We start from the raw sequence: 21,583 nt of genomic DNA, 5'->3' as shown, positions 1-21,583 counted from the left end.
TCAGACGCTTACGCGAATGACGAATCCCGGGCAAGCGCGCCGAGCTCACGCCATTGCGACAGCGGCAGCGCCGCCGGATCCGCGGTCAGCACCTGCAGACAAACATGATCGGCCCCGGCATCCAAATGCTGCCGGACGCGCTCGCCGATCACATCGGTATCCCCGTACGCCACAACCGAATCCACCAGTCGCGAACTCGGGCCACCCGTGATGTCCTCATCTCCGAAACCGAGGCGGCGCACATTGGCCACCTGATGCGGCGCGGATTCGAGATAGCCCCCGATGTGCGCCCTGGCCACCTCCCGGGCGCGCGCTCTATCGGCATCGAGGACGACGGCCTGCTCGACACCCAGAAATGCCTCCGGTCCGATGATCCGCCGCGCCTCGGCGGTGTGCTCGACGGGCGCGTGATAGGGATGCGCACCCCAGGTCCGCTCGCCGGCCAATGCCAACATCTTGGGGCCCAGGGCAGCAAGTACCCGCCGTGGCGCCGGGTCCGGTCGCAGCCCGTGCTGCGGAACGGCATCCATCGCATCCAGATAGCCACGCATCAGCGCCAGCGGCTTACCGCCGGACGGAATCGTGTAACCACCGAACTCTATGGATCGACCGCCGACCCGCTGGCCGCCGAGTCCGAGCAGATATCGCCCTGGGAACGCCTCACCCAGCGCGCGCTCGGCGGTGGCCATGGCCATCGGATCACGCAGTGCCACATTGGCAATGCCCGCGGCGACCACCATCCGTTCGGTCGCCCCGAGCAATAGCCACGCCTGCCCGACCGTATCGCGTCCGAACCCTTCGCCGAACCACAGTGCGCCGTAACCCAATTCCTCGATCTCGGCGGCGGCCTCGCGCACCCACCCAATCGGTTGTCCGTCGAATGCGAAGGTCCAGATGCCGACGCCGCCGAGTTCGTGCTCCACCATCATCGCGCTCCCAACACTAAATCGGAGAAGTTCTCCGCTTCCCTTTCGGTACGATATCGGAGAACTTCTCCGGTTAACAAGGGGTACGCATGCGGGTCGACGCTCAGCGGAACTACGAACGTGTACTCGAAGCCGCGACAGCGGCATTCGCGCAGGAGGGTCCGGGTGCCTCGCTCAACGAGATCGCCCGCTGCGCGGGTGTCGGCCCAGGCACCCTCTACCGGCACTTCCCCAACCGACAAGCACTGCAGGCGGCGGTGCTGAGCGAGCGGATCGAAAAGCTCTGTGGCCAAGCCGAAGAACTGGCGTCGCACGAGCCGACAGCGGCACTCACCGCGTGGCTGCGCGCCCTACTCGTGCACGCCCGGACCGACCACGGTCTGGGCGGCGCAGTCCTGGCCGGACCGGTCGACCTGGGTTTCGACTGCCAGCAGGCCATCCACCGATCGGGTACCGCCCTGCTCACCAGGGCACAGCGCGATGGCGGCATCCGCGCGGATGTCGCCATCGACGATGTGATCCAACTGGTCGCGGGGATTGCCCTGGCAGCACAACACGGCACCGATCCGGAACAACCGGATCGTCTGCTCCGCCTCGTCACGGACGCCCTGCGCAGTCCGCGCGAATAGCATCGGTATCAGTATGTTCGAGAGATGTTCGACAACAACAGACTCGAGGCCCGGATCGATCGCCTCGAACGCAAGCTCGACTTGATCATCAAACATCTCGGTCTCCCGAGCCAAGACCCGACACCCAATGAGGAAATCGACGAACTCATTCGGCAGGGCAAAAAGATCCACGCGATCAAGGTCTATCGCAATCTCACGGGCTGCGGACTGCGGGAGGCCAAGGACGCGGTCGAAGCGCGCGAACGGCACCTGCGATGACGAAAGCCCGCTTCCGCGAACGGAAGCGGGCTTTCGCGCACAGGTACTTACAATGCCTTGAGTTCTTCGGTGACGGCTCCGACGGATTTCTTGGCGTCGCCGAAGAGCATGGAGGTGTGGTCGGCGTAGAAGAGGGGGTTGTCGATGCCGGCGAAACCACTGTTCATGGAACGCTTGAGCACGATCACGCTCTTGGCCTGGTCGACATTGAGGACGGGCATTCCGTAGATCGGGGAGGAGGAGTCCTCGCGGGCGGCGGGGTTGGTGACGTCGTTGGCGCCGATCACCAAAGCCACATCGGTGCGGCCGAATTCGCCGTTGATGTCGTCCATCTCCTTGAGCGCGTCGTAGGAGACCTCGGCCTCGGCGAGCAGGACGTTCATGTGGCCGGGCATACGACCGGCGACGGGATGGATGGCGTATTTGACCTCCACCCCCTTGGCTTCCAGGAGGGCGGCCATTTCCTTGACCGCGTGCTGGGCCTGCGCGACGGCCATACCGTAGCCGGGGACCACGATGACCTGATTGGCATACGCCATCTGGATCGCGGCATCTGCGGCGGAGGTGGCCTTGGCCTGCTTCTGCTCACCACCACCGGCGCCGGGAGCGGTGCCACCACCACCGAAGCCACCCGCGACGATGGCGGGGATGGAACGGTTCATGGCCTTGGCCATCAAATTGGTGAGGATGGTGCCGGACGCGCCGACGATCATGCCCGCCACGATCATGGCGGTGTTGCCCAGCGCCAAACCCGCGGCGGCCGCGGACAAACCGGTCAACGCATTCAGCAGCGAGATGACCACCGGCATATCCGCGCCGCCGATGGGTAGCACGACCATCAAACCGAGCACACCGGCGAGCACGAGTACCGCGATCATCCAGTACTGGGGCACACCATCACCGGTGGCGCCGATACCGATCACCACCGCGGCCGCGATCGCGCCAACCAGCAAAAGTAGGTTCAAGGGTTGCTGGAGTTTGCCGATCCCGATCGGACGTCCGGGCAGGATCTCCTGCAGTTTGCCGAATGCGATCAGCGAACCCCAGAACGACACCGACCCGATGATCGCCGCGAACAGCGAACCGATCACGATGTGCACGGTGGGTTCTTCATCGAAATGCGAAAAACCCTGGGAGTTGATGAATTCCGACCACGCGATCAACGCGACCGTGCCACCACCGACACCGTTGAATGCGGCCACCAGCTGCGGCATCGCGGTCATCTTGGTGTAGCGCGCGGGCGGCACACCAAGCACCACGCCGACCACGAGCCCGGCGACGATCAGAATCCAGTTCGAGGTGTGGCGGATCGAAATCAGGGTCGCCACGACGGCGATCACCATGCCGACCGCGGCGATCAGATTGCCGCGCACCGCGGTCTTCGGGCCGGTCAAGCCCATCAGACCGTAGATGAACAACGCGAACGCGATGATGTAGAGCCCGTTGACCAGATAGGTCACATTGTCGAAGGTATGCATCACGCTGCTCCCTCTGACCGCTCGGCTGTAGCGGCCTGCACTGGTGCGGCCTTCTTGCCCTTGAACATTCCCAGCATCCGGTCGGTCACCACGAAACCGCCGATGACGTTCAGCGTTCCGAACACAACCGCGACGAACAGAATGATCTGGGTCAGGATCGAGGGATCCTGCACATTGCCAAGGGTTACCAACGCACCGAGCACGACGATGCCGTGAATGGCGTTGGTACCCGACATGAGTGGGGTGTGCAGGGTATTGGGGACCTTGGAGATGACGGCGAACCCGACGAACCCGGATAACACCAGGATCGCGATATTGGCTAGCAGTTCGGTGTACATCAGGCATCCACGCTTTCGCTGGTCGGTTCGCTCGGCAAGCCTCGCTCACGAGTGACGCAGGAGTCCGCGAGCACCTGATCGGAGAAGTCGGGCGCGAGTTTCCCGTCGACCAACATCAACTCCAGCAGTGCCGCAATATTCTTCGAGTACAACTCCGAGGCATGCTCGGGCATGGTCGCGGGCAGATTCAACGGCGAGGCGATCGTCACCTGGTGCTTGACCACGGTCTGCCCGGGTTCGGTCAGCTCGCAATTGCCGCCGGTCTCACCGGCCAGGTCCACGATCACACTGCCGGGCTTCATCCCCTCCACCGCCGCGGCGGTCACCAGGCGCGGTGCGGGACGACCCGGCACCAACGCGGTGGTGATCACCACGTCGAAACCCTTGATCGCATCCTCCAATGCCTGCTGTTGCTCGGCCTTCTCGTCATCGGTCAGCTCGCGGGCATAACCACCCTCACCGGCGGCGTCGATACCGAGATCGAGCCACTGCGCACCCACCGAACGCACCTGATCGGCCACCTCGGGGCGCACGTCGTAGCCGGTGGTCCGGCCACCGAGACGTTTCGCCGTCGCCAACGCCTGCAGACCCGCAACACCCACGCCGAGCACCAGCACGGTCGCGGGCTTCACCGTGCCGGCCGCGGTGGTCAGCATCGGGAAGAAACGCGTCGACTCCGATGCCGCCAGCAGCACCGCCTTATAACCGGCGACGTTGGCCTGTGAGGACAGTGCGTCCATCACCTGGGCGCGCGAAATACGCGGAATCGCCTCCACGGCGAAGGCTTGCACTCCGTCCGTTCTCAGCGCGCGAATCTGGTTCTCGGCATTGCGCGGGGCGAGGAAGCCGATCAGGGTCTGTCCGCTGCTCAGCTTCGCCACCTCGGCGTCACTGGGCGGAGCGACCTTCACGACCACATCGGCCGACCACGGATCGCCGATGGTCGCGCCCGCATCTTCGTAGGCTGTGTCCGGAATGAGCGCGCCGATCCCGGCGCCCGCTTCGACCACCACCTCCACACCCTGCTTCAGCAAGCTCGGAATGATTTTGGGCACCAAAGCGACACGCCGCTCGCCCGCGTTTGACTCGCGAACGACTCCGACACGCGCTCCGCGCGGCGACTCGTCGCCTACGCTCTGCGTTGTCTCCACTTGTCAGACTTCCTTCTCTGGCTGAGCTTCAAGCAACCGGTCGACGGCCGAACGATGCTACTTTGGAGTAAGTTCGTCCAAATTCTCGCAACTGTACTCGGCTCGCCGTGAGCCTAGCTGAGATGGCGGTCACACGTTGCGGCCGGATTCCGCCGATATGTCCGATTCGCGACCAACTCCGAGGTTCGAATCCTGGTCGGTGCGGCGCAATACCTGCGCATAGTGACGGGCACCATGCCCGAGTCTGTCGCCCATAAGTCGTACGCCGTATGGTCGGCGGTGTGAACGACTGCGTCTTCTGCCGCATCGCGGCGGGACAGGCCCCGGCGACCAAGGTCTACGAGGACGACACGCTGTGCGCGTTCCTGGACATTCGCCCGATCGCTCGCGGCCACACCCTGGTCATCCCGAAACGGCACGCATCCGAATTGGCGGATCTGGACGCCGACTCAGGTGCGGACATCTTCCGCGCCGGACACCGACTCGCGCTGGCGATCCGGCGCAGCGAGCTGGCCGCGGACGGCGCGAATCTCGTCCTCAATGACGGCACCGCAGCCTTTCAGACGGTCCCCCACGTCCATCTGCACGTGATACCGCGCCGGCACCGCGACAAACTGAGCTTCGCCGCCGGACTGCTGCTGCGGCGCCCGCACGACCCGCAGACCACCGCGGCCGCCATCCGCGCCGGAATATCGGCATTGGCACACGCAGACGAGACCAGTGCCGAGGAAGGATCGCAAGGATGACCGACCTGTCCCAGGAGCGGATCGAGCTGACCGCCCTGCTGTCCGAGCAATGGGAGGCGATCGCGACCCTGGTCGCCGATCTCGACGAAGAGCGTTGGCGCACACCGTCTCCGCTGCCGGGCTGGTCGCTGTTCGATGTGGTCGCACACATCGTCGGCACGGAATCCTGGCTGCTCGGTGAGCGCCCGCCCGCACACGATCCGATCCGGCCCAAAACCGACGTGACCACGCTGTCGCATGTGCGCAACGAGTCCGGCGTACTCAACGAGATCTGGGTCGACCGGCTGCGGCCGCTCTTGGGTAAACGACTACTCGAGCTGTACCGCGAGGTCACCGAGCGCAGGCGCACGGCGCTCGCATCCTTCGATGATGCGCAGTGGCAGGCCGAGACCGTATCCCCGATCGGCAAGGTCAGCTATGGCCGATTCATGCGGGTGCGGCTGTTCGACTGCTGGATGCACGAACTGGATATCGCCGACGGGCTCCGCGTTTCCGTCGACGAGGGCGGCCCGCGCGCCGCGCGGGCCTTCGGCGAACTCACCGCCACCATCGGGCGGGCGGTGGTGAAGGGTGCACGCGCGCCGGAGGGATCGCGCCTCACATTCGAGCTGACCGGCCCGTTACCGCAGACGCTGCACGTCGCGGTGGAGGGCCGTGCCAATATCGTCGAGGAATTGGACGCGCCCGCCACCGTGGTGGTTCGGATGGGCTCCGGCCTCTTCGCTCGGCTGCGCGGCGGACGCACCACCGCCGATGCGCACCAAGGTGAATTCACCATCTCCGGCGACGCGGAACTGGGCAACCGACTGGTGCGCAGCCTGGCCTTCACCATCTGAGCCGCAGTGCGACTTTTCCTGTCCAGCTACCGATTCGGCGCACACTACGACCGGCTCGCGGCGCTCGTCGGCGAACCGGGCCGAGTCGCGGTGATTCCCAACGCATGTGACGCCTGGCCCGCGGCCTGGGCGGGTGCGGTCACCAGTGACGTGACCCCGCTGCGCAAACTCGGCTACGCCCCCGACGTATTGGACTTGCGCGAATTCATCGGGCGCGCAACCGAACTGGAAGCTACCCTCAGCGAATACCCACTGGTGTGGGTGCGCGGCGGCAACACGTTCGTCTTGCGCGCCCAATTCGCCCGCAGCGGAGCCGATTTCGTACTGCCGAAGCTGCTCGCCGCCGACGCGCTGGTGTATGCCGGGTACAGTGCGGGCGCCTGTCTACTGACCCCGGATCTGCGCGGTCTGGAATCCACCGATGACCCAGCCGAGGTCGAACCAGCGTGCGGTATCGAACCGCGGTGGGACGGACTGGGGCTGGTCGACCATCGCATCGTGGCGCATCTGGACTCCGCGACCGACCCGGACGGTGCGTCCGCGTTGCTCGCCGCCCGCTATCGGGCCGAGGGCATTGCGCACTGGGCGCTCACCGACGACGATGTCGTCGTGGTCGACGGCGACGATATCGAGATCCTGCGGTAGGCGAAACGAAAAGTAGGCGGTGTGCGTGGGGGTTCCGCCGGTTGCGCGGATCGAGGACGCTGGCTGCGAACGCCTCGAAGGCAGACCCGACCTTGTGCAGCCACATTTTCGCCACTTGGTACAGCGCCGCGATGAACCGCACCGAACCGGTCCGGATGCCGACCACTGCGGACGATGTTGCTCGCCTCCGCGCGCGGCTGACCTACTCATCGTCGGCCGCCACCGACGCCAGTCGCGCGGACGGGTAGTCGCGATCGACTGCGAGTGATCAGACCGACTGGGACATGACGGCGGTGTCGGGGCCGCGGAAGACCACCCAGCGCATCGCGCTGTATATGTAGACCGCCTCGCACGCCCCCGCCAGCAACCGCGACAGGTGGTATTCCAAACCGAGCGCGGCCAATCCGCTGCCGACGCCGAGGATGAAGGCGAGGTAGTTGATCACGACAACCACCATGTACACCACTGCCTGCCTGCCGACCGGTGCATGCGAGTGGAAGTTGAATGTGCGATTGAGCACGAAGCTGAGTCCGAACGCGCAGATATAGGCCATGGTGACCGACAGCCATACCGGCAGGTGCAACCAGCCGTGCAGCGCGGTGAGCAGCGCCAGATCGATCCCGAAGGTAAAGCTGTTGATCAGCGCGAAGCCGAGAAACGTCGGGGCGACAAGGCGATTCAGCCCCAAAGGCAGCCGCGCGACGATGGCCTCGCACCAGCGGGACAAGCCCGCCACCAGGGATTCGGTGGTCGTCACGCCGCCAGCATGCCAGCGGCAGGTGTCCACCAGGTGATCGTCCAGGAAACAAGATCAGGTGGAACCCGATCTCGATCAGCCGATCTGTGTGAGCGGTGAACGGTCGTCCAGCGCGGACCAGGCGAGGAGGCAGCGGCGGCCGGTAACGTCGTCGACACCGTCGAGGAGAGTGTCGAGCAGCAGGCGAGGGTCGCGCTGCCACTGTTCGGACAGGGTGGCGAGGGCGGTTTTGCCGAACATGCCGCAGCGATCCAGTGCGGTGATCCACTCGGTGACATCACCCGCATGGATACGGCGCAGTGCTTCTGGATCGATGCCCCCGTCGGCGAATTCGTAGGCGAATACGGCGGCGACCAGATCGCGGTAATCCGGCGACTCGACCTGCATGAGACCTCCTTGGTACGCCTGCGCACCTAACGGAATCGGGTAACGCCCGAAACGGGCGCCTTGCCCGGAATTCTTATCGGCTGACGGACCCGGCACCACTGGACCGACCAACATCGCATCGGCCTCGGCGTTGTAGCAAACCTCCAGGGAGAACCGGACGCGCAGCTGTTACAGTCGGGCGCTCACATGCCGTATAGCGTGAGCTGTGTGGACCTGCATGACCTGATCTCCCGTCTGCCCGAGGGTGCCGTGCGCACCGATCCCGATCTGCTGGAGGGCTATCGGCAGGACTGGGCGCGCGATCCGAGCGCGGGCACACCACTGGCCGTGGTGCGTGCGACCGGCACCGATGATGTCGCGGCGACATTGCGCTGGGCGCACGAACACAAGGTCGCGGTGGTGCCGCGCGGGGCCGGATCCGGACTGTCCGGCGGTGCGACGGCCGTCGACGGCGGCATCGTGCTCAGCACCGAACGCATGCGCGCGATCACCGTCGACCCGGTCACCCGCACCGCGGTGGTCCAACCCGGCCTGCTCAATGCCGAGGTCAAACGTGCGGTCGCCGAGCACGGCCTGTGGTACCCACCGGACCCGTCCTCCTTCGAAATCTGTTCGATCGGCGGCAATGCGGCCACCAACGCGGGCGGCCTGTGCTGTGTGAAATACGGCGTAACCACCGATTACGTGCTCGGCATGGAGGTGGTGCTCGCCGACGGTACGGTGCTGCGGCTCGGCGGGCCGCGGCTGAAGGATTCGGCGGGCCTGTCACTGACCAAGATGTTCGTCGGCAGCGAGGGCACGCTCGGAGTCATCACCGAACTCACCCTGCGGCTGCTGCCCGCACAACCGCCGCAGTCCACCGTGGTCGCGACCTTCGCCACGCTGACCGCCGCCACCGGGGCCATCCTCGGCATCACCGGCGCCCTGCGGCCCGCCATGCTCGAGTTCATGGATGCGGTCGCGATCAATGCGGTCGAGGACGAGCTACGAATGGGACTGGATCGCGAGGCCGCCGCGCTGCTGGTCGCCCGCTCCGACGCACCGGGCGAATTCGCCAGGCACGAAGCCGAAATCATGGCCGGCATCTGCGAAAAGGCCGGTGCCACCGAGGTTTTCCACACCGAGGATCCAGAGGAGGGCGAAGCCTTCACCGCCGCACGGCGTTTCGCCATTCCGGCGGTGGAGCGGATCGGAACACTACTGCTCGAGGATGTCGGAGTTCCGCTGCCGCGGCTTGCCGATCTGGTCAACGGTATCGTCGCCATCGGGGCACGCAATGACGTGGTGGTATCGGTGATCGCGCATGCCGGGGACGGCAATGCCCATCCGCTCATCGTGCACGATCCGACCGACGCCGATATGACCGAACGCGCGCACCGCGCCTTCGGCGAGATCATGGATCTGGCCATCGAACTCGGCGGCACCATTACCGGTGAACACGGGGTGGGCCGGTTGAAGAAAGCGTGGCTGCCCGATCAACTCGGGCCCGATGTGATGGCACTTACCCGCCGGATCAAGGATGCGCTCGACCCGCATGGCATCCTCAATCCAGGCGCGATTCTGTAAACGGAACATTTCCGCCCGCTGAGGAGTTCACCCGAACATGACGACCAGGCTCGAGCACAATGTCGCCGATACCCGATTCGAGATCTATATCGACGACACCCTCGCCGGGTACGCCGACTACGCCGAACGCGAAGACGCTGATCTTACCCGCCCCATCGGCTCCGCCGACAACCATCCCCCCAGGGTCCGGGACTTCCACCACACCATGACGTTCCCGGAGTTCCGCGGCCGCGGTGTGGCCGCCCAGGTGGTCGAATACGCGCTGCGGGATTCACGCGCCGCGGGCATCGCGATCATTCCGACCTGCTGGTACGTCGAGAAGTACATCGCCGAGCACCGCGAATACGCCGATCTGGTCGCCTGACAGGCGCACGTCACGCGCCTCGACATCCGTACACAGCCGGGTGTTCACACCGCTTGCGCAGCGGCGTGAACACCCGGTCGGTTTGCGTTATCAGCCCCGCAGCAGCGCGCGTGACATGACGACGCGCTGAATCTGGTTGGTGCCCTCGTAGATCTGGGTGATCTTGGCGTCACGCATCATCCGCTCCACCGGGAAGTCGGTGGTGTAGCCCGCACCGCCGAAGAGTTGCACGGCGTTGGTGGTGACCTCCATGGCCACATCGGAGGCGAAGCACTTGGCGGCGGCGGAGATGAAGCCGAGGTTCTTCTCGCCGCGCTCGGCGCGGGCCGCGGAGGTGTAAACCATGAGGCGGGCGGCCTCGATCTTCATCGCCATATCGGCCAGCATGAACTGGGTGTTCTGGAAGTCGGCGATCGCGGTGCCGAACTGCTTGCGGTCCTTGGTGTATGCGATCGCGGCGTCCAGCGCACCCTGCGCGATGCCGACAGCCTGCGCGCCGATAGTCGGGCGGGTGTGGTCGAGGGTCTGCAACGCGGTCTTGAAGCCGGTGCCCGGCGCGCCGATGATGCGATCACCCGGCACCCGGCAGTTCTCGAAATACAGTTCGGCGGTGGGCGATCCCTTGATGCCGAGCTTGTGCTCGAGCGGGCCGACCACGAAGCCCTCGTCATCGGCGTGCACCAGGAATGCGGAAATGCCATTGGCACCCTTGTCCGCATCGGTCACCGCCATGACGGTGTACCAGGAAGACTTGCCGCCATTGGTGATCCAGCACTTGGAGCCGTTGATGATCCAGTCGTCGCCGTCTTGTTTGGCGCGGGTGCGCATGCTGGCGGCATCGGAGCCAGCCTCCCGCTCGGATAATGCGTAGGACGCCATTTCGCCGTTGACGATATCCGGAAGCACCTTCTGCTTGAGCTCCTCGGAACCGTTGAGAATCAGGCCCATGGTGCCGAGCTTGTTGACCGCCGGAATCAGCGAGGACGAACCGCAGATGCGGGCGACCTCTTCGATCACGATGCAGGTGGCGACCGAGTCCGCGCCCTGGCCGCCGTAGGCCTCGGGTACGTGTACCGCGTTGAAGCCGGCGGCGTTCAGCGCTTTGAGCGCCTCCTCCGGGAAGCGGGCGTCGCCGTCGACGTCCTTGGCGTACGGAGCGATCTCCTTCTCCGCCAGTCCGCGGATGGCCGCACGCAGCTCGTCGTGGAAGTCCTCCAACTGGAAGAGAGTGAAATGCGGATTTCCCGCCATGGGACACGCTCCTGGTTTGTCGGTCGTGATTTTGCTCGATCAGATTCCAGCGATCGGCACTCAGTGCCACACTTTGATCGAGCATACGCCCAAAACTCATGTCAAGTGCGGTTACATAGTGGCACCGAGTGTCAGATACTGCATACTATGACTCCCATCACAGATTATCGAGCTGGCGCGTGACCAGATCGGCGACCTGCCGCGGCGACATATCCCTCGGGAACACCGCGACCACCATCTCCGCGGCCCCCGAACCGCGCCCACGCGGAATCGCCGCCAACTCCTCGCGCAGATCCGCCGCGCCCGCATCCGATTCACCGCGGACCATCCGGCGCAGCAGGTAATTGTGGGTGGCCGTCACCGCCGCCGTGAACTGCACCCGCGCTAGATCAGGCACCTCCGGCAGTCGCTCGCGCAGATAGTCGGTGAACAACCGCTCGTATCGGAACACGGTCACGATCTCGCGCTCGCGCAGTGCGGGCACCTTCCGCACCACCCGATACCGCCGCTCGGCGATCTCGCGCCACTGAGTGAACCGCTCGAATACCTGCACCACCGCGGCACATACCGCATCCCACGGATCCCCCTGCGCCGCGGCCAAGAACTCCGCGGCCCGCGCCAACTGCCACTCGTGATCGGCGAAGATCACGTCCTCCTTCGACCGGAACTGCCGAAAGAACGTCCGCCGCGAAATCCCCGCCGCCTCCGCGATCTCATCCACGGTCGTCGCCTCATACCCCTGCTCGGCGAACAACCGCAGCGCTTGATCCACGACGGTCAGCCGAAACCTGGCCGCATCATCCCCACTACGCCCCCGAAAGAGTTCCTCAGTCGCCACCGCATCACCGTACTGAGCCCCGCCGATGCGGGATCCGCATGGCTGAGACCGGCAAGTCGCCGATTCACATCGGAACCGGCCCGAGACTACCGATGACGTGCTGAATAGCCTCGAGAGCGCGGGTCTGTTCGAATCCGTCGCCGCGCTCCGGACCCAGGACTCAGCTGCGGCCGACCTGCTCTTCCCCGAGCAGATCCTCGAATTCCTCGACGAGCTGGCTGATTTCGTCCGGGAACACCCACCGGCGCATCGCCCAGAAGCGGAACGCCATCTGCAGCAGATTGCCGATGATGAAGGCGCTGATGAAGTCCGCGATGTTCTCGACAGTGAAGCTCACATCGGGCTGGCGTAGGTCGAAGATGTAGCTGGAGATCCACAGCGGGATGAAGCTCAGCACGACGCCGACGCCGCTGACGACGAAGAACAGCAGCGCCTCGTGGTGCTTCTCGCGACCGCCGCGGTTCTTGAACGACCATTCGCGGTTGAGGATGTAGGAGCAGATGACCGCGATCACGCCGGAGATGATCTTCGCGGTGACCGGCTTGGTCTCCAACACGGTCCACTTGAGCACGTAGAAGATGCCCGAGTCGATGATGAAGGTGGTCGCGCCGACGATGGCGAATTTGATCAGTTCGCGGTGGCGATAAGCGATCTCCCGCAGGGGCTTGGGGAGGACGTTGACCACATCGTCGACGAAAGACACAAGGCCACAGTGTACCGGTAGGGATCCCGACGCTCGGACATGACAAGATTGCACGACGTGAGGGAGCGAAGCGAGCGAACCATCAACACAGCCCCTGTGGGGGGTACGCCGGAGCCGAGCGTCAGCGAGGTGCAGGCGTGACCTCCCGCCGTTCCTTCGATCCCGCCGCCATGCCGACCGTCACCATGATCGGTGGTGGCCAGCTCGCGCGGATGACACACCAGGCCGCCATCGCGCTGGGGCAGCGGCTGCGGGTGCTGGCCGAGAATCCGGATGACCCGGCCGCACAGGTGAGCCCCGAGGTCGTACTCGGCAGCCACACCGATCTGACCGCACTGCGCAAGGCCGCCGTCGGCTCGCACGCGCTCACCTTCGATCACGAACATGTGCCGACCGAACATCTGGAGGTGCTGGTCGCCGAGGGCGTAAACGTGCAGCCGCCGCCGCATGCGTTGGTCTTCGCGCAGAACAAGCTGGCCATGCGGACCAAGCTGTCCGAGCTCGGGTTGCCGGTGCCCGCCTTCGTGCCGGTGACCTCGGTGGCCGATGCGGTGCGATTCGGTGACGAGCATGACTGGCCGATCGTGCTGAAGGCGGTGCGCGGCGGTTACGACGGGCGCGGAGTTTGGATGCCGGAGTCGGCGGCCGAAGCCGAGACGATCGTGTCCGATCAGTTGGCGCACGGCGTGCGGTTGCTCGCCGAGGCCAAGGTGGACCTGAAGCGCGAACTGTCGGCGATGGTGGCGCGTTCACCGTTCGGTCAGGCCGCTACCTGGCCGGTGGTGGAGACGGTGCAGCGCAACGGCCAGTGCGCCGTGGTGATCGCGCCCGCGCCGGACTTGAGCGACGAATTGGCCGCACAGGCCGAGACACTCGCGCTGAATCTGGCCGGGGAGCTCGGCGTGGTGGGTGCGATGGCGGTCGAACTCTTCGAAACCAATGACGGCGCCATCCTGATCAACGAATTGGCCATGCGCCCGCACAACTCGGGTCACTGGGGCATGGACGGCGCGTGCACCGGCCAGTTCGAACAGCATCTGCGTGCGGTGCTCGACTATCCGCTCGGCGATACCAGTCCGCTGGCGCCGGTCACGGTGATGGCGAATATTCTCGGCGCGGCCGAGTCGCCGACCATGTCGATGGACGAGCGGCTACACCATCTCTTCGCCAGATTGCCGCAGGCCAAGGTGCACCTGTATGGCAAGGGCGAACGCCCAGATCGCAAGATCGGGCATATCAACGTGCTCGGCGACGATGTCGCCGTAGTGCGCGAGCAGGCCGAGCGCGCGGCGCATTGGATGTCGCACGCGGTGTGGACCGACGGATGGGATCCCCATGGTGAGTAATGCGCAAGTTGGCCTGATCATGGGCAGCGACTCCGACTGGCCGACCATGGAGGCCGCCGCGATCGCCTTGGCGGAGTTCGATATTCGCTTCGAGGTCGGCGTTGTCTCGGCGCACCGCACGCCTCAGCGCATGCTCGATTATGCCCGCGAGGCGGCGGGCCGCGGTCTGAAGGTCATCATCGCGGGCGCGGGTGGCGCCGCCCACCTGCCCGGCATGGTCGCCTCCGCCACCCCGCTCCCGGTCATCGGCGTCCCCGTCCCGCTCAAATATCTCGACGGCATGGACTCCCTGCTGTCCATCGTCCAGATGCCGGCGGGTGTCCCGGTCGCCACCGTCTCCATCGGCGGCGCCCGCAATGCGGGTCTGCTCGCCGCCCGCATTCTCGCCGCCCACGATCCCGCGCTGCGCACCCGCATGGAACAGTTCCAGGCCGGTCTCGAAGCAATGGTCTTGGAGAAGGACGAAGCCCTCCGCAGCAAACTCCTCGGCTGATCAGCGCGGCTCGGGCACCTGAGCACCGTTGGTCGTCCGCTGCGACGCGCTGGATCCGAGGAACATCGCGAACAGCGCGGGGCGGCGGCGCTGCAATTCCAAACGTCCACCATCGGCCTCGATGAGCGCCCTGGCGAGCGCGAGTCCGACACCGGTCGAGCCGCCGGCGGAGAAGCCGCGGTCGAAGATGTGCGGCGCGAGTTCGTCACGGATGCCATCGCCCTCGTCGGCGACCTCGACCACCACCAAGGGCTCCCGATCGCTGACCGTACGCACTGTGCGCACCGAAACCGTGCAGGTGCCGCCTCCGTGCATCAGCGCGTTGTCGACCAGTACGGCGAGCGCTTCGCGCACCCGGGAACCGGTGATCGGCGCGCGCAGCGATTCGTCGCCGATCAGCCGCAAGATCCGGCCGGCCTCGGTGAACGGATGCGACCATTCCTCGACGACGCCGCGCAGTTCATCCATGACCGGCACCGGGTCGCGATCGGCGGCATCCTCGTCGCGGGAGGCCCGCACGAGATCGTCGATCGCGTCGGTCAGCCGGTCGACCTGCGCCATCGCCTCCTCGGCCTCGTGCACCACGGCCGGATCGGCGTGCTCGGACAACTCGTCCAGCCGCAATCGCACCGCGGTCAGGCGGCTGCGCAGCTGATGGGAGACATCCGCGACCAGGGCGTGCTCGCGCTGCAGCCGCCCGGCGATCTCGACGGTCGCCGAATCGAGCACGTCGGAAACCCGGTCCAGTTCGGAAATCCCATGCCGCCGCGGATCCGGCCGGAAATCACCCATGGCCAGTCGGGCAGCGCGGGCCGCCACATCACGCAGCGGATCGGCGACCCGGCGCGCGGTGATCATCGCCACCGAGACCGCCGCGCCCAGTGAGGCGAGCACCGCGAAGGCCACCACCGCCACGGCTTGGATCTGCTGCGTATGCATCGGCCCCGACGGCACCTCGAGGCGCAGCGACCCCTCGGTGCCCATCGCCAGCGATTCCACCACGGGATCGTGGACCTGCTCCGCGCCGATATCGAGCCGGGAGGCATTGTCCTGCGGCGCCGGATAGATGATGGTCAGCTTGCCGTCCTTGGGGATCAGCGGCCGCACCAGGCGGGTGTCGAGTTCGCCGAGCACCATGCCGTCGCCGTGTTCCTGGGCGATGATCTCCGCGGCGATCCGCTCGAGCCGGTTCTCCAGATCGTTGCGGGTGATGTCCTCGACCCAGAGCCACGCGGTGTAGATCAGCGGAACGCCGAGTACCACCGTGGTGATGGTCAGCACGGTAAGCATCGATCGCAGAATTCTGCGTCTCATATCAGTTGTGCCGCACCATCAGTCGATATTCAGCCGGAAGCCGACACCGCGCACGGTGACGATGCGTCGCTCGGCCATCGGGCCCTCGTCGCCGATCTTGCGGCGCAGCCAGGACATGTGCATATCCAAGGTCTTCGAACCGCGCAGCTCGGCGTCGCCCCACACCTCGCGCAGAATCGTCTCACGCGGCACCACCTGACCCGCCCGATCGATCAAAACCTTGAGTAGCTCGTATTCCTTATTGGCCAACCCGACTTCAACGCCGTTCACCAGCACCCGGCGCGCCGCGGGCTCCAGCCGGATACCGCCGACCTCGACCGCCTCGTCACCGATTCCGCTGCGCCGCAACAGCGCTCGCACCCGGGCGAGCAACTCGGCCAACCGGAACGGTTTGCCGACGTAGTCATCGGCCCCCGCGTCCAACCCGACCACGAAGTCCACCTCATCGGTGCGCGCGGTGAGCATCAGCACGGCCAGATCGGCACCGCGGGCGCGCACCTGGCGGCACACCTCGAGCCCGTCCATACCGGGCAGGCCGAGATCGAGAATGAGCAGATCATGATCGCCCTGCAGCGCGCGTTCGAGCACCGCGGGCCCGAAGCGTTCCACGGTGACCGAATAGCCCTCGCGCCCAAGCGCACGCGACAGCGGTGCGGCGATGGCCTCATCGTCCTCGGCCAGCAGTACGGCGGTCATATGCTCAGATTACGGACCTGCGCCGACAGATCATCGGTAACCGCCCCCAGGTGTGCCGCTGCGGCCGCGGTCGTCCCGGCGCCGATCGTCGTCCCTCGACTCCTCGAACACCTGGCGGTACAGCATTGCGTGCACCTGCTGCACCTGCGGGATGTCATCGTATTCGAGCGGTTCCTCCGAGGACGAGCCGATGATCAGGGTGCCGGTGCCGAGCATCCGGTCGAACAGCCCGTGCCGGAACTGCACACTGGAAATCCGGCTCATCGGGATGTCGATGCCGGTGTGGGTGATCACGCCCTGCCGAATGAGCACCCGACGGTCGGTCACGATGAAATGCGTCGATTTCCAGCTGATAATCCTTGCGACACAACGCCATCCGATAACGCCGAGCCAGACGACCAGCACCGTGATCAGCAATACCGAACGGGTCGTGCCCTCGGCTCTGCGCCAGATCAGCCCCCCAGCGAATCCGGCCAGTGCGGTCGCGACAATGAGTGTCACAATCGGCCAGAACAGCATCTTCCAATGCGGATGACGATGGAGTATCAACTGCTCGTCCGGGGCGAGCACTTCCTCCGGATAACCCATGACGAAACCCTACCGCGAGAACATGCCGGTTAGCGTGGACAACGACGCGTGCCGTACTGCGCAATCGTCACCTTGTGCCTTCGCCATCTCGAGTGCCTCTCGACTATCCTCGAGATTGCGCACATGATCGCTTCATAGCCTCGGGGCCGACGGCAACCGCTCGCCCCGGCTCTGTTGTTCGATTGGCTTCGTTCTGTTCTGCTCAACGCTCTGCCTGTGAAAAGACAAGTCCGGCTTGACAAGACGTCGAAACCGAACCGCGGAGGCGTGTGTGAAGAAGGATCTGACCCAGCTGCAAATCCTGACCGAACTCGAACCGGTGGCCGAAGAGAATCTCAACCGCCACCTATCACTGGCCAAGGACTGGCACCCGCACGACTACGTCCCGTGGGACGAGGGTCGCAACTTTGCCGCGATGGGCGGTACGGAATGGGCGCAGGAACAGTCCAAGCTGAACGAGGTCGCCAAGGCCGCCATGATCACCAACCTGCTCACCGAGGACAATCTGCCCTCTTACCATCGGCTGATCGCCGAGAACTTTTCCCAGCACGGCGCATGGGGCACCTGGGTCGGGCGCTGGACGGCCGAGGAGAACCGCCACGGCATCGTCATACGCGACTACCTCGTGGTCACCCGTGGCGTCGATCCGGTCGCGCTCGAACAGGCCCGCATGATCCATATGACCCGCGGCGTCCCCTCGCCCGAGGACTGGGGCGGATTCCTGGTCAATGTCGCGTACGTGACCTTCCAGGAGCTGGCAACCCGGGTCAGCCACCGCAATACCGGCAAGGTCTGCAACGACCCCATCGCCGATCGCATGCTGCAACGCGTCGCCACCGACGAGAACCTGCACATGATCTTCTACCGCAATATGTGCGGCGCGGGCCTGGATCTGGTGCCCGACCAGGCCATGGTGGCGATCACCCAGATCCTCACCAACTTCATCATGCCCGGCTTCGGCATGCCCAACTTCCGCCGCAACGGCGCGCTGATGGCCAAGCACGGCGTCTACGATCTGCGCCAGCACCTCGAAGAGGTGGTGCAGCCGGTGCTGAAGAAGTGGAATGTCTTCGAGCGCACCGACTTCGGGCCGCGCGGTGAACGGGCGCGGCAGGAACTCGGCGAGTTCCTGGAGAAGCTGGAAAAAGACGTCCTCAAGTTCGAGGAACAGCGCGATCGCCTGCTCGCCCGCGAGGCGGCGCGCGGCATTGTGCAACCGGTCTGATCCGCCGATGCCGTTGCCGCACAACAGCACCCCTTGCCGGGATTCGTGGGTCCGCGCAGGGGGTGCGGACTTCGGCCGAGGTCAGTAGCCGGCGCGCAGGTGGGTTACGTCGGCGGCGGAGACGACATGTTCGCCGATGCGCAGACGGCCCGCGGTATCGACATCGTCGGCAATGCCCTCGAGGGTCTGGCCGCCGGGCAGTTCGGCGCGCACGGGTGCGCCCAGGGTGGCGCAGCGATCGCGGTAGACGCCGATCAGGTCGGTGGTGTCCCAACCGGCGTCACGCCACGCGGTGAAGCGGCGGGCGAATTCGGCCAGCAGCGACCGCACGAGCTCGGTGCGGTCGGTCACCTTCGCCCCCGCCAGCGTGAGCGAAGTGGCATGCGGCACCGGCAGTTCCGCCTCGGTGAGACTGACGTTCAGGCCGACCCCGACGACAACGGCGGGTGTCCCACCGCCGGAGGCGACTTCGGCCAGGATGCCCGCGACTTTACGACCATCGATCAGCACATCGTTGGGCCACTTCAGATTCGCGTCCACACCGGCGGTCGCGCGCAGTGCGTCCACAACGGCGACACCGGTGAGCAGCGGCAGCCAGCCGAGCGCGGCCGGCTCGATGCCACGCAGCCGCACCAATAGCGACATCGCTATCTGCGCGCGCGGCGGGCTGATCCAGGTCCGAGCATGCCGGCCCCGGCCCTGCTCTTGAGTTTCGGCGAGCAGTACCGCCTGATCAGCATCGGCCTCCCCGGCCCGAGCGATCAGATCCGCATTGGTGGACCCGGTCGACTCCACCACATCGATGTGCGAGAAGAACGACAGCTCGGGCGACTCGATGAGACTGCGCCGCAGCTGCTCTGCATCCAACGGTGGCCTGTACACCCCGGCAGGTTATCCGACGAGGTCGTACTCGCGATTCGGTACCGCGACGAGCATGCCGTCCGCGGATTCCGCTTCGTCCTCGGCCCACTCCTGCGGATCCACCACGGTCGGCTCGGTTTCCCCGGTCTGCCAACTGGTCCACGAGGTCACCGCGGCGTGCTCGGCGACTCTACTGCTCCATCCCCACATGATCAGCTCCTCAGCCAGGTGTGCGTTGTCCTCCCATGCGCCGCACTGCCCCCTTATCTCGAGCTGAAATGCGTACGTCCTCAGGCTATCCGGGCGCCGCCGCGCCACTCCACTGATTTTCCGGCCGCGAGTGCCGCGTTCGGTTCGATAATCGACCAGGAAGTTTGCGGCCATTCGCTGGTTGGAACATGATCTAGCTGCGGTTTTTTACTGACCGGTAAGCGGCACTCGGTTACCGAGAAGCACTGGCACTGGTTACACTCCGGAGCCATGACGAGTGTCCAGCACCAGCCCGCATCGGAATCGGCGGGCGCCCCCGATATCCACACCACCGCTGGGAAGCTGGCTGATCTGCGGAATCGGCTGGAAGAGGCCAAGCACCCGATGGGTGAGGCCGCGGTCGACAAGGTGCACGCCAAGGGCAAGATGACCGCCCGCGAGCGCATTCTCGCACTGCTGGACGAGGGCTCCTTCGTAGAGCTGGACGCATTGGCCCGCCACCGCAGCGTGAACTTCGGCCTGGAGAACAACCGGCCGCTCGGCGACGGTGTGGTGACCGGCTACGGCACCATCGATGGTCGCGACGTCTGCATCTTCAGCCAGGACGTCACCGTCTTCGGCGGCAGCCTCGGCGAGGTCTACGGCGAGAAGATCGTCAAGGTGATGGATCTGGCGCTCAAGACCGGCCGCCCGCTGATCGGCATCAACGAGGGCGCGGGCGCACGCATCCAGGAGGGTGTCGTCTCGCTGGGCCTCTACGGCGAGATCTTCCACCGCAATATCCAGGCCTCCGGCGTGATCCCGCAGATCTCGCTGATCATGGGCCCGGCCGCCGGTGGGCATGTCTACTCGCCCGCACTGACCGACTTCGTCGTCATGGTCGACGGCACCAGCCAGATGTTCGTCACCGGACCGGATGTCATCAAGACGGTCACCGGTGAGGACGTCACGATGGAGGACCTCGGCGGCGCGCACACACACATGACGAAATCCGGTGTCGCGCACTACGTCGCCTCCGGCGAGCAGGATGCGCTGGACTACGTCAAGGACCTGCTGAGCTACCTGCCGAGCAACAACCGCGCCGAAGCCCCGCGCTTCCCGGCCAGCGACCCGATCACCGGCGCCATCGAGGATTCGCTCACCGACGAGGACCTCGAGCTGGACACGATCATCCCGGATTCGCCGAACCAGCCCTATGACATGCATGAGGTCATCCGTCGCCTGCTCGACGACGACGAATTCCTCGAGGTGCAGGCCGAGCGCGCGATGAACATCATCGTCGGCTTCGGTCGGATCGACGGCCGCAGCGTCGGCATCGTCGCCAACCAGCCGACCCAGTTCGCGGGCTGCCTCGATATCGACGCTTCGGAGAAGGCCGCACGCTTCGTGCGCACCTGTGACGCCTTCAATATCCCGATCATCACTCTGGTCGACGTTCCCGGCTTCCTGCCCGGCACCGACCAGGAATACAACGGCATCATCCGGCGCGGCGCGAAGCTGCTCTACGCCTACGGTGAGGCCACTGTGGGCAAAATCACCATCATCACTCGCAAGGCCTACGGCGGCGCCTACGACGTCATGGGTTCCAAGCACATGGGCGCCGATGTGAACCTCGCCTGGCCGAGCGCGCAGATCGCGGTGATGGGCGCGTCGGGAGCCGTCGGTTTTGTCTACCGCAAACAGCTGCAAGAGGCCGCGAAGAGCGGAAACGATGTCGACGCACTGCGCCTCGAGCTGCAGAACGAGTACGAGGACACCCTCGTGAACCCCTACGTGGCCGCCGAGCGCGGATACGTCGACGCGGTCATCCCGCCCTCGCATACCCGCGGCCAGATCGTCTCGGCTCTGCGTCTGCTCGAGCGCAAGATGGTCACCCTGCCGCCGAAGAAGCACGGCAACATTCCGCTGTGATCAAGCGATAATCTCGATGGGCCGCGCACACTGGGTTACAGAGACGCAATGAGTCGATTCGAGGAT

The 21,583-nt window shown here is 65.4% G+C and carries 24 protein-coding genes and 1 pseudogene; 11 read left to right on the top strand and 14 right to left on the bottom strand.

All coding sequences use genetic code 11. The annotated features are described in order from the left end of the window. Positions 1 to 8: 8 nt before the first annotated feature. Entirely contained in the window at positions 9 to 926 is a 918-nt protein-coding gene (locus AB0L63_RS28655) for a TIGR03620 family F420-dependent LLM class oxidoreductase (protein ID WP_364506909.1), read from the bottom strand. Positions 927 to 1,015: 89 nt separating this feature from the next. Between AB0L63_RS28655 and AB0L63_RS28650 the strand changes: the two genes are divergently transcribed. Next, positions 1,016 to 1,555, top strand: coding sequence for a TetR/AcrR family transcriptional regulator (locus AB0L63_RS28650; RefSeq protein ID WP_364506906.1), 540 nt, complete (start codon positions 1,016 to 1,018; stop codon positions 1,553 to 1,555). A 24-nt stretch (positions 1,556 to 1,579) separates the two neighbouring features. Beyond that, entirely contained in the window at positions 1,580 to 1,813 is a 234-nt protein-coding gene (locus AB0L63_RS28645) for a ribosomal protein L7/L12 (protein ID WP_364506903.1), read from the top strand. Between the two features lie 47 nt (positions 1,814 to 1,860). Here AB0L63_RS28645 and AB0L63_RS28640 read toward each other — a convergent pair whose 3' ends face one another. Genes AB0L63_RS28640 through AB0L63_RS28630 form a run of 3 tightly spaced genes read right to left on the bottom strand, consistent with a single transcriptional unit; the run spans position 1,861 to position 4,780 of the window. After that, entirely contained in the window at positions 1,861 to 3,291 is a 1,431-nt protein-coding gene (locus AB0L63_RS28640) for an NAD(P)(+) transhydrogenase (Re/Si-specific) subunit beta (RefSeq protein ID WP_364507052.1), read from the bottom strand. Beyond that, positions 3,291 to 3,629 carry an NAD(P) transhydrogenase subunit alpha gene (locus AB0L63_RS28635; protein ID WP_364506901.1) on the bottom strand — a complete coding sequence of 113 codons (339 nt, stop codon included), beginning with the start codon at positions 3,627 to 3,629 and terminating at the stop codon, positions 3,291 to 3,293. The genes AB0L63_RS28640 and AB0L63_RS28635 overlap by 1 nt, the downstream gene beginning before the upstream one ends. Further along, complete coding sequence (locus tag AB0L63_RS28630; protein WP_364506898.1) at positions 3,629 to 4,780, bottom strand: Re/Si-specific NAD(P)(+) transhydrogenase subunit alpha; 1,152 nt, start codon at positions 4,778 to 4,780, stop codon at positions 3,629 to 3,631. The genes AB0L63_RS28635 and AB0L63_RS28630 overlap by 1 nt, the downstream gene beginning before the upstream one ends. Positions 4,781 to 5,061: 281 nt before the next feature. Here AB0L63_RS28630 and AB0L63_RS28625 point away from each other — a divergent pair, with 281 nt between their 5' ends. From AB0L63_RS28625 to AB0L63_RS28615, 3 genes are read left to right on the top strand one after another with little or no spacing between them, the layout of a single operon-like run. Beyond that, positions 5,062 to 5,526, top strand: coding sequence for an HIT family protein (locus AB0L63_RS28625; RefSeq protein WP_364506895.1), 465 nt, complete (start codon positions 5,062 to 5,064; stop codon positions 5,524 to 5,526). After that, positions 5,523 to 6,362: a maleylpyruvate isomerase family mycothiol-dependent enzyme gene (locus AB0L63_RS28620; RefSeq protein WP_364506892.1), complete on the top strand. Its 840-nt coding sequence runs from the start codon at positions 5,523 to 5,525 to the stop codon at positions 6,360 to 6,362. The genes AB0L63_RS28625 and AB0L63_RS28620 overlap by 4 nt, the downstream gene beginning before the upstream one ends. Before the next feature lie 6 nt (positions 6,363 to 6,368). After that, positions 6,369 to 7,007, top strand: coding sequence for a Type 1 glutamine amidotransferase-like domain-containing protein (locus AB0L63_RS28615; protein ID WP_364506889.1), 639 nt, complete (start codon positions 6,369 to 6,371; stop codon positions 7,005 to 7,007). A 268-nt stretch (positions 7,008 to 7,275) separates the two neighbouring features. On the opposite strand, the gene AB0L63_RS28610 is transcribed toward AB0L63_RS28615, so the two are convergent. Next, positions 7,276 to 7,764 (bottom strand): GtrA family protein, encoded by a 489-nt coding sequence (locus AB0L63_RS28610; protein ID WP_364506886.1) that lies wholly within the window; start codon positions 7,762 to 7,764, stop codon positions 7,276 to 7,278. A 75-nt stretch (positions 7,765 to 7,839) separates the two neighbouring features. Continuing rightward, positions 7,840 to 8,151 carry a hypothetical protein gene (locus AB0L63_RS28605; protein ID WP_364506883.1) on the bottom strand — a complete coding sequence of 104 codons (312 nt, stop codon included), beginning with the start codon at positions 8,149 to 8,151 and terminating at the stop codon, positions 7,840 to 7,842. A 186-nt stretch (positions 8,152 to 8,337) separates the two neighbouring features. On the opposite strand from AB0L63_RS28605, the gene AB0L63_RS28600 reads away from it, so the two are divergent. Continuing rightward, positions 8,338 to 9,717: an FAD-linked oxidase C-terminal domain-containing protein gene (locus AB0L63_RS28600; protein ID WP_364506880.1), complete on the top strand. Its 1,380-nt coding sequence runs from the start codon at positions 8,338 to 8,340 to the stop codon at positions 9,715 to 9,717. A gap of 37 nt (positions 9,718 to 9,754) precedes the next feature. Continuing rightward, entirely contained in the window at positions 9,755 to 10,081 is a 327-nt protein-coding gene (locus tag AB0L63_RS28595; RefSeq protein WP_364506876.1) for a GNAT family N-acetyltransferase, read from the top strand. A gap of 90 nt (positions 10,082 to 10,171) precedes the next feature. On the opposite strand, the gene AB0L63_RS28590 is transcribed toward AB0L63_RS28595, so the two are convergent. The 3 genes and pseudogenes from AB0L63_RS28590 to AB0L63_RS28580 all read right to left on the bottom strand — a co-directional run. Continuing rightward, complete coding sequence (locus tag AB0L63_RS28590; protein WP_364506873.1) at positions 10,172 to 11,332, bottom strand: acyl-CoA dehydrogenase; 1,161 nt, start codon at positions 11,330 to 11,332, stop codon at positions 10,172 to 10,174. Positions 11,333 to 11,489: 157 nt separating this feature from the next. After that, positions 11,490 to 12,170: a TetR family transcriptional regulator gene (locus AB0L63_RS28585; RefSeq protein ID WP_364506871.1), complete on the bottom strand. Its 681-nt coding sequence runs from the start codon at positions 12,168 to 12,170 to the stop codon at positions 11,490 to 11,492. A gap of 223 nt (positions 12,171 to 12,393) precedes the next feature. Then, positions 12,394 to 12,873: pseudogene (locus AB0L63_RS28580) on the bottom strand (GtrA family protein); the annotation flags it as partial. A 137-nt stretch (positions 12,874 to 13,010) separates the two neighbouring features. Here AB0L63_RS28580 and AB0L63_RS28575 point away from each other — a divergent pair. Both AB0L63_RS28575 and purE read left to right on the top strand, forming a co-directional pair. Beyond that, complete coding sequence (locus tag AB0L63_RS28575; protein ID WP_364506868.1) at positions 13,011 to 14,219, top strand: 5-(carboxyamino)imidazole ribonucleotide synthase; 1,209 nt, start codon at positions 13,011 to 13,013, stop codon at positions 14,217 to 14,219. Continuing rightward, positions 14,209 to 14,712, top strand: coding sequence for a 5-(carboxyamino)imidazole ribonucleotide mutase (purE, locus tag AB0L63_RS28570; protein WP_364506865.1), 504 nt, complete (start codon positions 14,209 to 14,211; stop codon positions 14,710 to 14,712). Before AB0L63_RS28575 ends, purE begins: the two co-directional genes overlap by 11 nt. Here the strand turns inward: purE and AB0L63_RS28565 are convergent, their stop codons facing one another. The 3 genes from AB0L63_RS28565 to AB0L63_RS28555 are packed head-to-tail and all read right to left on the bottom strand — an operon-like array spanning position 14,713 to position 17,310. Next, a complete protein-coding gene (locus AB0L63_RS28565; RefSeq protein WP_364506862.1) occupies positions 14,713 to 16,026 on the bottom strand; it encodes a HAMP domain-containing sensor histidine kinase in 1,314 nt (437 codons plus the stop codon). An 18-nt stretch (positions 16,027 to 16,044) separates the two neighbouring features. Then, on the bottom strand, positions 16,045 to 16,722 hold the full coding sequence (locus AB0L63_RS28560) for a response regulator transcription factor (protein WP_364506859.1): 678 nt from the start codon (positions 16,720 to 16,722) through the stop codon (positions 16,045 to 16,047). Between the two features lie 30 nt (positions 16,723 to 16,752). Next, positions 16,753 to 17,310, bottom strand: coding sequence for a PH domain-containing protein (locus tag AB0L63_RS28555; RefSeq protein ID WP_364506857.1), 558 nt, complete (start codon positions 17,308 to 17,310; stop codon positions 16,753 to 16,755). A gap of 271 nt (positions 17,311 to 17,581) precedes the next feature. On the opposite strand from AB0L63_RS28555, the gene AB0L63_RS28550 reads away from it, so the two are divergent. After that, positions 17,582 to 18,535, top strand: coding sequence for an acyl-ACP desaturase (locus AB0L63_RS28550; protein ID WP_364506854.1), 954 nt, complete (start codon positions 17,582 to 17,584; stop codon positions 18,533 to 18,535). An 81-nt stretch (positions 18,536 to 18,616) separates the two neighbouring features. Here AB0L63_RS28550 and AB0L63_RS28545 read toward each other — a convergent pair whose 3' ends face one another. After that, complete coding sequence (locus AB0L63_RS28545) at positions 18,617 to 19,402, bottom strand: biotin--[acetyl-CoA-carboxylase] ligase (RefSeq protein WP_364506851.1); 786 nt, start codon at positions 19,400 to 19,402, stop codon at positions 18,617 to 18,619. A gap of 24 nt (positions 19,403 to 19,426) precedes the next feature. After that, complete coding sequence (locus tag AB0L63_RS28540) at positions 19,427 to 19,606, bottom strand: hypothetical protein (protein WP_364506848.1); 180 nt, start codon at positions 19,604 to 19,606, stop codon at positions 19,427 to 19,429. 270 nt (positions 19,607 to 19,876) lie between these two features. Between AB0L63_RS28540 and AB0L63_RS28535 the strand changes: the two genes are divergently transcribed. Then, entirely contained in the window at positions 19,877 to 21,517 is a 1,641-nt protein-coding gene (locus AB0L63_RS28535) for an acyl-CoA carboxylase subunit beta (RefSeq protein ID WP_364506845.1), read from the top strand. Positions 21,518 to 21,583: the final 66 nt, after the last annotated feature.

Origin of the sequence: Nocardia sp. NPDC051990, assembly GCF_040680755.1 — a bacterium.
Lineage (GTDB): Bacteria > Actinomycetota > Actinomycetes > Mycobacteriales > Mycobacteriaceae > Nocardia.
This window is presented reverse-complemented; position numbering and strand designations above follow the sequence as displayed.

Coding starts and splice junctions, on each gene's coding strand:
- AB0L63_RS28565 (WP_364506862.1), bottom strand. CDS start 16,026: ATGAGACGCAGAATTCTGCGATCGATGCTTACCGTGCTGACCATCACC.
- AB0L63_RS28535 (WP_364506845.1), top strand. CDS start 19,877: ATGACGAGTGTCCAGCACCAGCCCGCATCGGAATCGGCGGGCGCCCCC.
- AB0L63_RS28655 (WP_364506909.1), bottom strand. CDS start 926: ATGGTGGAGCACGAACTCGGCGGCGTCGGCATCTGGACCTTCGCATTC.
- AB0L63_RS28645 (WP_364506903.1), top strand. CDS start 1,580: ATGTTCGACAACAACAGACTCGAGGCCCGGATCGATCGCCTCGAACGC.
- AB0L63_RS28560 (WP_364506859.1), bottom strand. CDS start 16,722: ATGACCGCCGTACTGCTGGCCGAGGACGATGAGGCCATCGCCGCACCG.
- purE (WP_364506865.1), top strand. CDS start 14,209: ATGGTGAGTAATGCGCAAGTTGGCCTGATCATGGGCAGCGACTCCGAC.
- AB0L63_RS28595 (WP_364506876.1), top strand. CDS start 9,755: ATGACGACCAGGCTCGAGCACAATGTCGCCGATACCCGATTCGAGATC.
- AB0L63_RS28620 (WP_364506892.1), top strand. CDS start 5,523: ATGACCGACCTGTCCCAGGAGCGGATCGAGCTGACCGCCCTGCTGTCC.
- AB0L63_RS28650 (WP_364506906.1), top strand. CDS start 1,016: ATGCGGGTCGACGCTCAGCGGAACTACGAACGTGTACTCGAAGCCGCG.
- AB0L63_RS28540 (WP_364506848.1), bottom strand. CDS start 19,606: ATGTGGGGATGGAGCAGTAGAGTCGCCGAGCACGCCGCGGTGACCTCG.
- AB0L63_RS28635 (WP_364506901.1), bottom strand. CDS start 3,629: ATGTACACCGAACTGCTAGCCAATATCGCGATCCTGGTGTTATCCGGG.
- AB0L63_RS28600 (WP_364506880.1), top strand. CDS start 8,338: ATGCCGTATAGCGTGAGCTGTGTGGACCTGCATGACCTGATCTCCCGT.
- AB0L63_RS28590 (WP_364506873.1), bottom strand. CDS start 11,332: ATGGCGGGAAATCCGCATTTCACTCTCTTCCAGTTGGAGGACTTCCAC.
- AB0L63_RS28605 (WP_364506883.1), bottom strand. CDS start 8,151: ATGCAGGTCGAGTCGCCGGATTACCGCGATCTGGTCGCCGCCGTATTC.
- AB0L63_RS28555 (WP_364506857.1), bottom strand. CDS start 17,310: ATGGGTTATCCGGAGGAAGTGCTCGCCCCGGACGAGCAGTTGATACTC.
- AB0L63_RS28640 (WP_364507052.1), bottom strand. CDS start 3,291: ATGCATACCTTCGACAATGTGACCTATCTGGTCAACGGGCTCTACATC.